Annotated in this window: 13 protein-coding genes; 8 read left to right on the forward strand and 5 right to left on the reverse strand. The window is 60.7% G+C overall.

What is annotated here, in order from left to right:
• A partial coding sequence (locus tag C2R25_RS02965; protein WP_103727806.1) for a DUF3313 family protein occupies positions 1–567 on the reverse strand: 567 nt, incomplete at its 3' end.
• A 238-nt stretch (positions 568–805) separates the two neighbouring features.
• Here C2R25_RS02965 and C2R25_RS02970 point away from each other — a divergent pair.
• Positions 806–1681: a Na+-dependent transporter gene (locus tag C2R25_RS02970; protein WP_103727807.1), complete on the forward strand. Its 876-nt coding sequence runs from the start codon at positions 806–808 to the stop codon at positions 1679–1681.
• On the opposite strand, the gene C2R25_RS02975 is transcribed toward C2R25_RS02970, so the two are convergent.
• The 3 genes from C2R25_RS02975 to C2R25_RS02985 are packed head-to-tail and all read right to left on the reverse strand — an operon-like array spanning position 1672 to position 3757.
• Positions 1672–2592 carry a formylglycine-generating enzyme family protein gene (locus C2R25_RS02975; protein ID WP_199183753.1) on the reverse strand — a complete coding sequence of 307 codons (921 nt, stop codon included), beginning with the start codon at positions 2590–2592 and terminating at the stop codon, positions 1672–1674. The genes C2R25_RS02970 and C2R25_RS02975 overlap by 10 nt on opposite strands.
• Positions 2593–2630: 38 nt before the next feature.
• Positions 2631–3287, reverse strand: a complete 657-nt coding sequence (locus C2R25_RS02980; protein ID WP_103727809.1) for a YidH family protein — start codon at positions 3285–3287, stop codon at positions 2631–2633.
• A complete protein-coding gene (locus C2R25_RS02985; protein ID WP_233203734.1) occupies positions 3284–3757 on the reverse strand; it encodes a DUF4136 domain-containing protein in 474 nt (157 codons plus the stop codon). The genes C2R25_RS02980 and C2R25_RS02985 overlap by 4 nt, the downstream gene beginning before the upstream one ends.
• A gap of 437 nt (positions 3758–4194) precedes the next feature.
• Between C2R25_RS02985 and C2R25_RS02990 the strand changes: the two genes are divergently transcribed.
• Complete coding sequence (locus tag C2R25_RS02990; RefSeq protein WP_103727811.1) at positions 4195–5004, forward strand: DUF2092 domain-containing protein; 810 nt, start codon at positions 4195–4197, stop codon at positions 5002–5004.
• Positions 5005–5931: 927 nt separating this feature from the next.
• Here the strand turns inward: C2R25_RS02990 and C2R25_RS21125 are convergent.
• A complete protein-coding gene (locus tag C2R25_RS21125; RefSeq protein ID WP_103727813.1) occupies positions 5932–6294 on the reverse strand; it encodes a DUF1622 domain-containing protein in 363 nt (120 codons plus the stop codon).
• A 288-nt stretch (positions 6295–6582) separates the two neighbouring features.
• Here C2R25_RS21125 and C2R25_RS03005 point away from each other — a divergent pair, with 288 nt between their 5' ends.
• The 6 genes from C2R25_RS03005 to ligD all read left to right on the forward strand — a co-directional run bounded on the left by C2R25_RS03005 (position 6583) and on the right by ligD (position 13943).
• Positions 6583–7242 carry a response regulator transcription factor gene (locus C2R25_RS03005; RefSeq protein ID WP_103727814.1) on the forward strand — a complete coding sequence of 220 codons (660 nt, stop codon included), beginning with the start codon at positions 6583–6585 and terminating at the stop codon, positions 7240–7242.
• A gap of 348 nt (positions 7243–7590) precedes the next feature.
• The gene (locus C2R25_RS03010) at positions 7591–8832 is read left to right on the forward strand and encodes a putative DNA modification/repair radical SAM protein (protein ID WP_103727815.1); all 1242 of its coding nucleotides are present in this window, start codon (positions 7591–7593) and stop codon (positions 8830–8832) included.
• Positions 8829–10235, forward strand: a complete 1407-nt coding sequence (locus C2R25_RS03015) for a UdgX family uracil-DNA binding protein (protein WP_103727816.1) — start codon at positions 8829–8831, stop codon at positions 10233–10235. The genes C2R25_RS03010 and C2R25_RS03015 overlap by 4 nt, the downstream gene beginning before the upstream one ends.
• A 106-nt stretch (positions 10236–10341) precedes the next feature.
• Positions 10342–11265 carry a Ku protein gene (locus tag C2R25_RS03020; protein WP_103727817.1) on the forward strand — a complete coding sequence of 308 codons (924 nt, stop codon included), beginning with the start codon at positions 10342–10344 and terminating at the stop codon, positions 11263–11265.
• A 3-nt stretch (positions 11266–11268) separates the two neighbouring features.
• Positions 11269–11421, forward strand: coding sequence for a hypothetical protein (locus C2R25_RS20345; protein WP_158250606.1), 153 nt, complete (start codon positions 11269–11271; stop codon positions 11419–11421).
• A complete protein-coding gene (gene ligD, locus C2R25_RS03025) occupies positions 11418–13943 on the forward strand; it encodes a DNA ligase D (protein ID WP_103727818.1) in 2526 nt (841 codons plus the stop codon). Before C2R25_RS20345 ends, ligD begins: the two co-directional genes overlap by 4 nt.
• Positions 13944–13994 lie beyond the last annotated feature (51 nt).

Raw genomic sequence — 13994 nt, forward strand, 5'->3', positions numbered from 1 at the left:
ACACCTGACGGTGCGCGTCGTCGTCCGTGGGCCCCTCCTATCGACTACCGGGATAACCGCCAGACTACCGAAAGGTGGGGTCAATATTGGACGCCGATAGGGGGTCAGTTTTGCGCGCCGGTTGACACTCTTGACCGCATTTGTCAGCAGACCGATCGGCAGGACAGACGACACCGTCGCTAGCCCACCCGTTGTTTTCGACGCGCCTATCAGGGTCAGCTTCAAACGGATCGCATTCGCGGTCGGCCGGGTAATCAGCTGGAAGGACTTGCCCATCTGTTCCTGAAGAGCTTCGGTCATGATCACAGCATACTTTTCGCGATCTGCTTCCGATACGTCATGGAATTGCGCATCCGCACCGCGATAGACTGCGGTCGGTTCGATCTGCATTGCGGTAACACCAGCCAGATTCAAGCCCGGCTTGATGTAAGTCCAAGACTCCTTCTTGTCGTGCTTCAGTTCCGGAGCCGAGGAGAGAGCTTCCGGCGCATTGTCATTCGTCTGAGCCAGAGCCGGCGTACTTGCGAGCAGGCCAGCCAACCCGATTCCAGTCACGATACGGTTCATACAGCCTCCTATGACGGTTCCAGGCAGCAAGCCCATTCTCGGTAAGGTCTCGCTTCCGATTGCCGTGCGCCATCGGGGTTGTCCCGCATTACGCCTCGGATATCTCCGTGGCTCACGCACGATCCAGCTTCCGCTATGACTTAACTGGATGAAATCTATGCAGTGAATGCGGGGTATTCCCGATCAAATCCAACGTAGGAAAGCCCGATGATCGCGGTGGTAGAACGAGGAGCCATCCATGGAAATCGCCAAAACCATCATCCCCCTCTTGCTGACAGTAAGCCTTGGGCTTCTGGTCATTGCGGCTGGTATTGCCTCTTCGCGAGGCGATTTCGCCTATGTCATCAGTCGCCCCCGACTGCTTGCCAAAGCCCTCGTCGCGGTGATGATCGTGCCGACGATCGTCGCTCTGATAGTCATTTTGATCTTTCCGATGTCACACTCCGCCAAGGCAGGTATTTTCCTGATGGCAATTTCCCCCGTGCCTCCCCTCATGCCGGGCAGAGCGCTGAAGTTCGGGGGATCCGCAGGCTACGTCTACGGACTTCAGGGCGCTGGAGCGGTACTTGCGCTCGTGATGGTTCCCCTGCTGGGCCTGGTGGGGGCGTCCATATACGGGGTAGATGCTCACTTTCCCGTAAGTGTCGTTGCACGTAACATCTTTATTGGCCTCGTCGTGCCGCTTGCGATCGGTTTGATTGTCGGTCGTTGGGTACTTCCCGGCGTTTCACCGTCCGTTCCGCGCACCATCACTTTGATCGCCAACGTGCTTCTTGTGCTTGCTTTCATCCCATTGCTCGTCGCGGAGACCCCAGCGATAATGGCGCTTATCGGCAACGGGACCGTCGTTGCCATGGCGGCAGTCGTCGTGGCCGGCCTGCTTGGGGGACATATTCTCGGCGGCCCTGAACTGAGGGATCGGTCAACCCTCGCATTCACCGCTGCGATCCGCCATCCCGGCATAGCCCTGGCGCTGGCCGGTGCAAACCATGCGGCAAAACCAGTCACCGCAGCGGTATTGCTTTTCCTGCTGGTGGGACTGCTCGTGCTCGTGCCTTATCAGATGTTTCTGAACAGGCGCCTTAAGCGGCTCCCTGTCGGTACTCAGGGGTGATCGCCCCGCACCACGCAGCGGAATCCGATATGGGAAGTGGACGTATCGACCGGATGCGCGTGGCGCGCCGCCGGTCGATAACGCCGGCAGTAATTCGGCGCACACAAGTGCGACCCGCCTTTCAGGACGCGTCGCGGTATTCCTGCAGGGTCATTGCGATCGATGCTCGCTCTTTCATTCTTGCGCACGCCGGGCCGGGTTCCGCAGCATTTCCCTGCCAGCCCGGTGTCCCCGGCCGTTGCCCACCAGTCGGCGGTCCATTCCCAGACGTTGCCGATCATGTCATGGAGGCCAAAGCCGTTGGCCGGGTAATGACCGACGGGCGAAGTGCGAAGCCAGCCATCTTCCAGCGAGTTCGCGTAGGGAAACAACCCCTGCCAGGTGTTCGCCTGATGAATGCCGTCCGGAACAAGAGTGTCTCCCCAGGCGAATTCCGTTCCTTCGAGACCGCCGCGAGCTGCAAACTCCCACTCCGCTTCTGTGGGTAGCGCCGCATTCGCCCAGTCCGAGTAAGCTTCGACGTCGGCCAGGGCCACATGGACTACCGGATGGTCGCCGAGATGTTCGATGCCGCTCTCGGGCCCTTCGGGATGTCTCCAGTCGGCACCGGGCCGGTAGCACCACCACTGGGCGACTGATCCATTCGGATCGATGGCGCGCCTGGGCGCTTCAAACACCAACGATGCCGGAACGAGGGTTTGCGACAAGGCGCCAGGGTAAGCTGCCGGATCAGGGGCGATTTCGGCAACGGTCGTGTAACCCGTCTCCTCGACAAACTTTGCAAAATCATCATTCGTCACCGGGTAGCGGTCGATCCAGAAACCCTTCACCTCGACAGGGCGTTCCGGCCGCTCCTCGGGATAGTGGTTGTTCGAACCCATGGTGAATGACCCGCCGGGTATCCACACCATCGAGCGTTTTGCAGCCGTCAGGCTCTTCTGTGTCATCTTCAGCGTACCACCGAGAGATCGAAAGCGATGCCGGCGAAAGCCGCTACGCCCAGCAGGGTCAGGAGAGCGGCCACTATAAGCGGCATGGAGATCGGGAACCGGGTTTCGCCATGGACGAGCCCATCTTCCATCATGGCGTGGCGAGTAGCCCGCAGTTCAGATGCGAACTGCAAGTGCCTAAAAATGCCTCCTATGAGGAGGAGCACGCCCAATACGATCAAGACCATCCCGAAGTTTCGCGGGGCGCTGCTTTGATGAATTACATCCGCCTCATGAAGCTTTTCAAAGGCCTGGTAGATAGTGAATCCGAACCCGATCAGGGACAGCGAGGTCCGCATCTCCGACATCAGCGTACGGTCCGCGCTCATCCGCGTCCGGTGAAAGGACATGCCGGTTCGCCGCATCGACATTTCGGTCCTGTGATCAGACAGTTCCGTCCGATGTTGAGACAGATCGGTCCGGAACTCCGAAAGATCGGTGCGGTGTTCGGAAAGCCCTGTGCGGAGATGCGACAGCCGGCTGCGGTAGCGCGACAGTTCGACCGCAGGGTCGTCGGCGTCATGGGGCCCTTGAGAAGGAACTTCGGGCAGCTGCGGCAACGTGGCTCGATCCGGTCGCTGTCCCTTTGCAGCGCCTTCAGGGCGGTCGGTCGTCATTTCACAGGCGCTGGCGAAGGAGGAAAATGAGCTAGGACCGCGCTGACTGCGGCGTCAATCTTTTCCTGCTTGACGATATCCCCGGACACCTCCTGGGTGGCCATTCCGTGCCAGACAGGCCGTTTGCTCGCGGTGTCGTAGATATCTATTACAAGGGATCCGTCGGTGACGTTGCGAACGTCAATCTGGCCGTAGCCGCCCCACCCGCCCCATCCACCCCACGGTCGGTAATAGGGTCCGTATGTACCCAGTTGGGTCAACGTCACGCGATTGCGTGCCCCGAGCGTAAAGCCGACCGCAAAGTTTCCCGGTCTTGCTTGGGTATAGCCTCGCGACGCGAGATATCGATCAATCGACGCCCTGACCCGCTGTCGCAATAAAGGGTTGCTGCCTTGCGGCGCAGCATCATAGGCCCAGCTGTAAGTACGGTAGCGACTGAAATCTGCCTGCGGGTCTGCATCGAAACTCACCTTTGGAGTCGTTGTGCAAGCCGTCAGTAGCGCCAAGCAAGATATTGAAGCGGCGCGTAAGATCATCGGATTGCCTCCTGTTGCAAAACACCGCGACTATCCTCTCGCGCGAAGAGCCCATCTATTGGGATTCTCCCTAGGTGAACGCGATGCCGCTCCTGAGTTGCAGGGGCACTCCTGGCGGCAGTCACGAGCCGAGGAATCCAGCTTAGCTTGACAGTCAGGCTTCAGGCATTTCGCACAATGCCACGGTAGAACGGGCAAATCAGAGACCCTGCTCGCGGCAGCCGCTTGCGATGACGTTTTGAAGCACCGCAACATTCGCGGGGCCTGTGTCAAGATCATGGCAAATCCCCTTTGGCCAAAGGGTTTCTCCTGATTTCGCCTGCGCAGCCGGAGCCTGATGTTCATCGCGGTAAACACCCAGGAGGCACACCATGAATGTGCGAACGTCTCGACTGCTCTCAACCGCGGGCGCTGCGGTCATGATGGCACTTTGCGCGCAAACCCCGTCTGCTCTGGCTCAGGAATCTACATCCGCCACCGCGACTCCGCCGAGCGGAACGACTGTCAAAGGAACGGTCGATCCCTTGGCGCTGGAGGCGCTGAAATCTATGGGGAATTATCTAAACACGCTCCAAAATTTCGAACTCCACGCGACCGCCTCAGCTCAGACCGGGTTGGGAGACATGGATCTGCAGGTCCACATCGGCTATGAAAGCACCTATCGCGTCCAGCGCCCGAACAAGTTTTATGTAGAACTCAAGTCTGATCGAACTATCCGTCAGTATTTCTATGACGGTAAAACTTTCACGGTCAACGTACCGCGTCAAAACTACCATTCTACCGTCGCTGCGCCGTCAACGATCGCGCAAATGATCCGGGTAGCTGACGTCGATTACGGAATATCGCTCCCGTTGATCGACCTTTTCACTTGGGCAGAAGATCCCGGTCTTGACGGTATAGAGACAGCGATCCGGGTCGGCTTTGCAAAGATCAATGGACGCGAGACCGACCACTTCGCCTACCGCGGCCCAGACCTCGACTGGCAGTTGTGGATTGCGCGCGGAGAAGTGCCCGTCCCGCTGAAGATCGTCATCACGGACCGTACCGACACTTTGCGGCCGTCCTATCAAGCCGAACTGACCTGGAACACCTCGCCCCAGCTCACGGCCCGCGACTTCGCCTTCACGCCAGATGCTCAGTCGACACCGATCAAGATAGCCAAGAACACCGAGGAGAAGTGATATGAAGGGTTTTGGCGCCTGGGGCGTTCTAGGCGGAGCCACTGCGATGATCGTGGCTGGCACGATCGCGGCACCAGCCGAAGCGCAGCACCGGTTCGGAGGCGGTTTACACCTTGGTGGCGCCGGTGGCTTGCGCGCTCACGCACCGGTGAACATCCGCCCCCTGGGCGGCGGCGGTGCCGGAGTACACACGCGAACGATCAACGCCGGACCACCTCGAGCCGGAGGCGGGCCGCATCCGGGTCCAGGACCGTCCCCCCACCCCGGCCCCGCACCAGCGCCCCATCCAGGCCCTGGTCCATCTCCGCATCCTGGACCAGGGCCAGCCCCGCATCCCGGTCCGGGGTCAGCCCCTCACCCCGGTCCAGGACCTGGGCCCCGCCCGGGACCCCCACCGCCCCCTCCACCGCCCCCTCCACCGCCCGGCTATGCCTGGGGTTGGGGCTGGGATGATGATCCATTCTGGGATGCCGCCGCAATCGGCGTCGTCGCTGGTACCACCGCTTCCGTTGTTGCGAGCGCGACAAATCCGACAACCGTCTATGTAGACGGCACAGCAGTCGGAACCGTGGTCTACAGCCTCCCGGCGAGCTGCCCCAAAGTCATTCGGGGGTCGGTCACCTACTACAGTTGCAACAATGTATGGTATCTTCCGCAGTATCAGTCTTCAGGCGTGACCTATGTGATAGTTAATCCGCCGCGATAGACTTATCGCTCCACCCCGTCCGTCGCCGGAGCGTTCCTTTCCTATGGAACGCCCCGGCGACGACTGGTTCGAACCCTGTGGGATACAGGTTCTCGTGCCTGCACTGCGATGCGGCGACATCGCCATCATGAATAGTCTCTCGAGCGACAAACGGGCGACAGTGGAGAGGATCGAATTGGCCGGCGCACTCCTGCGCTTCCTCTCGCCATACAGCCTGCCGCCTAGCTTTCCGGTCCCCCGCTATCGCGGCTTGGTGCACCGATCTCCTCGATATCGCGCTCAAGGAAAAATCCAAGACCGGTGCGGATGGCGGCAATAGCTCCAAACTTGCCAATGTCATCCCATGTCGGCGCAATTGCTGTTCGGATGATATCGGCGCCAAGCGCGAACTCGAGCGAGAGGAGAATCCAGGAGGCGAAACGCATCCAGATTTCCCTGCGAGACCGCGTGCATGCATTTCCGCGAGCGAAGCGGACAATCACTCGAACGCAGGTTTCGCCACCTCCGATCAGTACCGTGAGCACGACGACCCCCTCCAGCGCAAGCGCGGAGAAGGCAGCGAAACTTTCCAGCCAATCTTCCATGCTTCATCTTGGCAGGAACAGTGCCCTTTTCGCATCAGTACAGACACCGATATTCAGATAGGAAGTAAGGTATTTGCAGAGGGAACCCGATATGCCAACTTCTTCACTAAAACGGATAGAATCACCTCCCTCAAAAGAATGTGGCCGACGCGCAAACACTACGACGAATGCGCTCGGTAAAGCTGCCTCAATGCACCGTGGAATGGGGAAAATCCTGATTGAATGAAGCAGAACTACCGCGATGATGCGTGTCTACGGACCCCGAAGATCTTATCAAGAAGAGCTGAAATGGATCGCACGCCGCCATTGAAAAGCAAGATACTGATAGCTGACGATCATCACGCGATACGCCAGGGCGTGCGAGGCTTGCTGGAAGCGCACCCGGGCTACGATATTGTGGCAGAGGCCAGTGACGGCCGCGCGGCCTTGCGACTTGCGCTTGAAAACAAGCCCGACATCGCAATACTCGATTACTCGTTGCCGCTGATGAATGGTCTTGAGCTTACGCGGTCAATTAAGCACGAACTGCCTCGGACAGAAATATTGATTTACACGATGCATGATCGCGAAAGCGTCCTGGTCGATGTGCTCCGGGCAGGCGCGCGTGGCTACGTCTTGAAGTCAGACAGCGGAGCTCACCTCGTTGCGGCTGCCTCTGCCCTTGCCAAGCATAAACCTTACTTTTCAGGTGCGATTTCTGAGACGCTGCTCGAGCATTTCATCGATAGCGACCATAGCGCAGACGGACGGATCGTTCTGACGGCAAGGGAGCGCGAAATCGTCCAGCTCATCGCGGAGGGTAAACTCAACAAACAGATTGCACATCTGCTTTCCATCAGCGTGAAGACCGTGGAAACGCACCGCTCCGCAGCCATGCACAAGCTCAAGATCAAGTCCACTGCCGAGCTTGTACTCTATGCAGTGCGAAACAATATCGTGGAGCCCTGAAAGTCCGTTCGAGAAAGCGTCAGGCGTACCGGCTCGACTGTGGATGGCCGTTCGGTTGATCGAAAGGTGGAAGAAGGACCGCCTCGCGCCAGTTCCGGTTGGGGCAATTGCTGCCTCGCCAATCGCGTTTCGGGATCAGGGTAGGCGGAAAAAAGCCGCGGCGACCGGGGCGGGGCCGCCGCGACCACTGCCGTTGACAGGGGGTTGGCACATGGCTGACCCTTCGGCAGCGGCACGCTTTTGCTTGAATAGCCTTGCGCTTCCAATCCGGATTTCTTCCTGCGGAAATCGCCCTCCCGGAAGGAGTAGCACCTTGCATGCGGCCTCACTGGAACATATAAAGAACGAATGTCTCATCCCCCGGTTTTGGAACGTTTGAAAATACTGGCTGATGCGGCCAAGTACGATGCGTCATGTGCCTCATCGGGAACGGCAAAGCGCAACAGTCGCGATGGCAAGGGGCTGGGTTCGACGGAGGGGATGGGAATTTGCCACGCCTATGCCCCTGACGGTCGATGCATTTCGCTGTTGAAGCTGCTGCTGACCAATCACTGCATTTTTGATTGCCATTACTGCATCAACCGGAAAAGCTCCAATGTCCGCCGGGCCCGATTCACGCCGCAGGAGGTTGTCGATCTCACTCTGTCCTTCTACCGGCGCAACTATATCGAAGGATTGTTTCTTTCATCCGGTATTGTGAAATCGTCCAACCACACGATGGAACAACTGATAGAAGTTGCGCGAATCCTGAGGGAAGAGCACGAGTTTCGTGGTTACATCCACTTGAAGACAATTCCGGAAGCCGATCCCGAACTGGTGGAACAGGCCGGGCTTTGGGCCGATCGCGTGTCAATCAATGTGGAACTTCCGACAGACACCGGTCTTGCGCGCCTCGCACCTGACAAGAATGGCGCCACCATCGAAGGCGCTATGGGAAAGCTGTCCAGCGCCATCACTGAAGCGCATGATGCGCGGAAGCGTTTTCGAAAGGCGCCCTCCTTTGCGCCGGCCGGCCAATCAACGCAGATGATCGTCGGGGCCGATGGTGCGAGCGACGCGCAGATCGTCGGCAAGGCCAGCACGCTGTATGATCGATTTGCGCTGAAGCGGGTTTATTACTCCGCGTTCAGCCCGATCCCCGAAGCCAGCGCGGTCCTTCCGCTGAAGCGTCCGCCGCTGCTGCGCGAGCACCGCCTCTACCAGTCCGACTGGCTGATGCGCTTCTACGGTTTCGCACCGCAAGAAGTTCAGCAGGCGACTGAAGAGGACGGAATGCTGCCTCTGGACATTGATCCGAAACTGGCGTGGGCGTTGAAATTTCGGGATCGCTTCCCCGTGGACCTGAACCGGGCGCCCCGTGAAGCCATGCTGCGCGTGCCCGGACTGGGGGTGAAGGCGGTTGATGCCATCATCATGGGCCGCCGACATCGGACCATCCGGCTGGATGACGTGGCACGGCTGACGGTGTCCGTTCGCAAATTGCGCCCCTTCATCGTCACGGCGGACTGGCGCCCGACGCTCCTCACCGACCGTGCAGATCTGCGGGCGCGTCTTGCACCGCCGGCGCAGCAGATGGAATTATTCGGGTGATCGCGATCACCCTCGCGGTCCCGGACGACTTCGAGGAATGGCGGGACGCTGCGCGAAGGCTCGCCGGACGAGGCGTTTCTCCGAAGGCGGTTATGTGGAGCGACGGCAGCGGAGTGGGCGATCTGTTCGCCTCTGCGCCGTTCTCCAACGACAGGGGAACAGCGCCGGTAGAGGTGCGGGCGAGCCGTAAGTTCATCGACATTGCGCGCAGCGTCATCCTGCATTCCGACGCGGAGCGGCTGAACTTGCTCTACCGCGCGCTCTGGAGGCTCCAGAAGCACCCGCGCCTGCTGGACGACGCCGCCGATCCGGACGTCGCTGCCCTGGAACGGATGGCGAAGCAGGTGCGACGGGACATCCACAAGATGCGGGCCTTCGTACGCTTTCGGTCGGTGATCGATGAGGTCGGGGATGAACGGTACGTGGCCTGGTTCGAACCGGAGCACCGCATCGAGCGCGCCAATGCCGACTTCTTCGTGAACCGTTTCGCGAGTCAGAGATGGTCGATCCTGACGCCCCGCCTCTCGCTCCATTGGGACGGGGACTCGCTCATGGAAGGGCCGCCCGCATCGCGAGGGGATGCTCCCGCCGAAGACGCTACGGAGGAACTGTGGCTCGGATATTATCGTTCGATCTTCAACCCGGCGCGGCTGAAAGTAGGCATGATGCTGAAGGAGATGCCGCGTCGGTACTGGAAGAACCTGCCTGAAGCGCGCGAGATTTCGGATCTCGTCGCCGGGGCACACAAGCGAGAGGCCGCCATGATCGCGACGGGAACCAGTCTTTTCGAGCAGGAGAACGCACCTTCAAGCCTCGAAGCCATCGCCGAAGGGATCGTACAGTGCCGTCGCTGCCCGATCGGCTGCAACGGCACGCGGGCGGTAATGGGCGAAGGTCCGCCCGATGCGCGCCTGATGATCGTCGGGGAGCAGCCGGGCGATACGGAGGAGCGTGAAAGCCGGCCGTTCGTCGGGCCGGCGGGGCAACTGCTTGACAAGGCCATGCAGGAAGCGGGGGTTGAGCGTCAAAGCGCCTACGTCACCAATGCCGTGAAGCACTTCAAGTTCACGCCTCGTGGCAAGCGGCGACTGCATCAGAATCCCACCGCCGGCGAGATCGACATCTGCCGCTGGTGGCTCGACGGAGAACGGACTCTCATCAAGCCGAAGGTGATCCTGGCCCTGGGAGCGAGCGGAGCACGGGGGCTTCTCGGCCGCACACCTTCCATCGGCAAGGAACGCGGCCGTGCCATCACGCAACCCGATGGCACCCTGGTCTGGCTGACGGCGCACCCCAGCTATCTGCTGCGCCTGGACGGCGAAGCGCGCGAGCGCGAGCATGGCCGCTTCGCCGATGACCTTGCCGGCCTCGCCCGGGTGCTCGCAACAGAACATCGCACCTGATCGGCAAAGCCGCTTCTCAAAGAGCCTGATGAAGGCGGACGCCCTCGCCTCGATCGGGAACCACCCTGCCCTTCCGCCGCTTTCCTGAGCAAGGAAGGAGCCGTTCATGCCTGCACGCGCCTACTGGAAGGGTCAGATCCGGCTTGCCCTCGTCTCGATCCCGATCGAGGTCTACCCTGCCACGCGATCGGGCGCCGCGATTTCCTTCCACCAGATCCACGAACCGAGCGGCAAGCGGATCCGCTATGAGAAGGTGGCGCCCGGCGTGGGCCCGGTCGATCGGGACGAGATCATCAAGGGCTACGAGGTGTCCAAGGGCAACTACGTACTGCTTGACGAGGAAGAGATCGAAGCGGTCAAGATCGAGAGCCGCAAGACGCTCGAACTGGTGCAGTTCGTTGAGTCCGACGAGATCGACGTGCTCTACTACGAGAAGCCCTACTTCGTGGTCCCGGCGGACGATCTGGCGGAGGAAGCCTACACCGTCCTGCGCGAGGCTCTTCGCAAAACCCGCAAGGTGGGCCTCGGCCAGCTGGCGGTGCGCGGACGGGAGCAACTCGTCTCCATCAAGCCGTGTGGCCGCGGATTGATAATGGAAGTGCTCCGTTATGCCGACGAGGTTCACAAGGCGCAGGGCTACTTCCGGGACATCGAGGACACGAAGCCAGATGCCGACCTGCTCGATCTGGCGACTACCCTGATCGACAAGAAGACGGCCCCCTTCAACCCAGCTGAGTTCCACGACCGCTACGTCGATGCCCTTCACCGCCTGATCGACAAGAAGGCCAAAGCGAGAAGCAACAAGCGGATCATCGAAGACGCGGACGAACCGGCGAGCGGCAAGAGCAACGTCATCGACCTCATGGCGGCGTTGAAGAAGTCCCTCGGGGAAAATGGCAAGTCTGCGACAAAGGCTTCGGCCAAGGCACCGGCGAAGTCGTCCGAAAAGGCGGAGACCAGCGGCAAAACCGGGCGCAAGACCGCCGCGAGCACCACCTCCTCCGGCACCCGCGGCCGCAAACGTGCCTGAACAATGAATTTCGTCGCCTTCGCGTCCATCGCCCGGCTCATCTGCGACAGGCCGTTCGGCCCGGCGCAGGCGGCCCCCCGACAAGACACCGGCCAACCCGAACGCTCCTCGGCCTTCGACCATCGGAGCTGCACGAAGGAGTATGACGGGGCGTGAGCAAGAGCAAGGCAGATCCGGCCGCTGACCTGCTGGCCGAGTACAACCGCAAGCGGGACTTTACGAAGACGGCAGAACCTTCCGGCAAACGGCGCAGCAGCAAGAGCGGCAACAGCTTCGTCGTGCAGAAACACGCTGCGACCCGCCTGCACTGGGATTTCCGCATCGAAGTGGACGGCGTGCTGAAATCCTGGGCCGTCACGAAGGGCCCCAGCCCCGATCCTGCGGACAAGCGCCTCGCGGTTCGCACAGAGGATCATCCTCTTTCCTACGGAGAGTTCGAAGGGATCATCCCCAAGGGAGAGTATGGCGGCGGCACCGTGATGCTGTGGGATCGCGGCACCTGGGCGCCGATTGAAGGGAAAAGCGCCAGCGATCTCGACGAGGGCCATCTGCATTTCACGTTGGACGGCGAGCGCATGAAGGGCGAATGGCTCTTGGTGCGGATGAAGGGCCGGCCCGGCGAGAAGCGGGAGAACTGGCTGCTGCGGAAGGTGCAGGACGAGTTCGCCGAGAGAGGCGACACTCTGGTCGAGCAAGGGCTGACCAGTGTCCTCACCGGCCGCACCATGGCTGAGATCGAAACTGACCGGGCCGGCGCCGTGTCCCTCAAGGGCAAGGAGGGCGATGTCTTCACCAAGGCCATGCAACAGAACGCCACGCGCAACGCGGCAAAGGCACAACCGAAGCGCAAGAGCTCAGGGGCGCCGCCCAAGTTCCGCCCGGTGCAGTTGGCCACCCTTGTGGACACCGTCCCCACGGGCAACCTGTGGATGCACGAAATCAAGTTCGACGGATACCGCGCGCTGGTGGCCGCAGCGGGAGACAAGGTCGTCGTTCACACCCGCAGCGGTCTTGACTGGACCGACAAGTTCGGTCCGCTCGCGGCTCACCTCGCAGCGCTGCAACTGCCGCCATGCCTGATCGATGGGGAGGTCATCGCCCGCGATAAGGCGGGCAATCCTGACTTTTCCACGCTGCAGAACGTGCTGAAGCGGGGGCACGGCAGCCAGAGTGAAAAGGACGCGCTCGAATTCCATGCCTTTGACCTGCTGGAACTCGACGGTGAAGACCTGGCGTCCCTGCCCAACATCGAGCGCAAGGAACGGCTGGAAGCCCTGCTCTCTCAAGCCACTTCCCCGATCTTTGTGGCCGACCACGTGATCGGAGCAGGCGAGCCCCTGTACGAAGCCATGTGCGCGGCCGGGCAGGAAGGGGTGATCGCCAAGCGAATCGATGCTTCCTATGCCGGGCGACGAACGAAGAACTGGCTCAAGATAAAATGCACCCGTCGACAGGAATTCGTGATCGTGGGCTGGACGAAATCGCGTGCGAAGGCCCGACCTTTTTCCTCCCTTCTCCTCGCCCAGTACGAAGGCGATACGCTCGTCTATCGCGGCAAGGTCGGCACGGGATTTAACGCGCAAACTCTTGCCGACATGGCCACGAAACTTGATAAACTCTCACGCAAGTCGCCGGCGCTCGAGGTCGAGCGCACTGAAGCGCGGGGCGCGAGTTGGGTCACGCCCAAGCTCGTCGCCGAGGTGGCGTTCGCCGAGCTGACGGCAGAAGGCCGCGTTCGGCACGGAAGTTTTCTCGGGCTGCGTGGCGACAAGGCGGCGAAGACCGTCACGGCCGAGACGCCTCAGAAAACCCCGGAAGCGACCATCGACATCAGGATTTCCAATCCGGAACGAGTCATCTTCCCCGAAAGCGGCGAGACGAAAGGCGACCTCGCGAGCTATTACGCCGCCGTCGCCCCGCTCATGCTGCCGTTTACCGGCAATCGGCCGATAAGCCTGGTCCGCTGTCCGCAGGGCCGGTCCAAGAAGTGCTTCTTCCAGAAGCACGATAGCGGGACTTTCGGGCCTCACGTCCACCGCATCCCCATAAAGGAAAAGGATGGCGGGACCGAGGAATACCTCTTCGTCGAGAATGCGGAAGGGCTGATCGCCTGCGTCCAGATGGGCACGATAGAATTCCACGGCTGGGCCAGCCGCGCCGATGCTGTCGAGCAGCCAGACCGCATGATTTTTGACCTTGACCCGGACGAGGGGCTGGATTTTCGCCAGTGTGCCAGAGCGGCGCTGGACCTCCGGGCTAGGCTTGCCGATCTTGGTCTGGTGACTTTCGCGATGCTTTCCGGCGGCAAGGGCGTTCACGTAGTGGTGCCGCTCAAGCGTGGGCACGATTGGGAAACGCACAAGAACTTTGCGCACCGCTTTGCGGAAGCCATGAGCATAGCGGAGCCGGAACGCTTCGTGGCAACGATGAGCAAAGCCAAGAGAAAGGGGCGAATCTTCATAGACTGGCTTCGAAACCAGCGCGGCGCGACGGCCGTTCTGCCCTACTCCGCCCGCGCCCGGGAAGGCGCGCCGGTGGCCGTTCCAATCGCGTGGGATGAACTTGAGGGTCTGGAAACGGCGAAGCTTTACTCGATCAACGATGCGGACGCGCTGGTGCAAAGGGCCAGCCATCTGCGTGGATGGGGTTTCGCCGATCAGTGTTTGCCGCGGTTTTAGCTGTCCTTGCAACCCAAGCGGCTTCGAAGCATTTTCCATATACTATCCTTA

It is taken from the genome of Novosphingobium sp. HII-3 (genome assembly GCF_002916655.1).
Classification (GTDB): Bacteria; Pseudomonadota; Alphaproteobacteria; order Sphingomonadales; family Sphingomonadaceae; genus Novosphingobium; species Novosphingobium panipatense.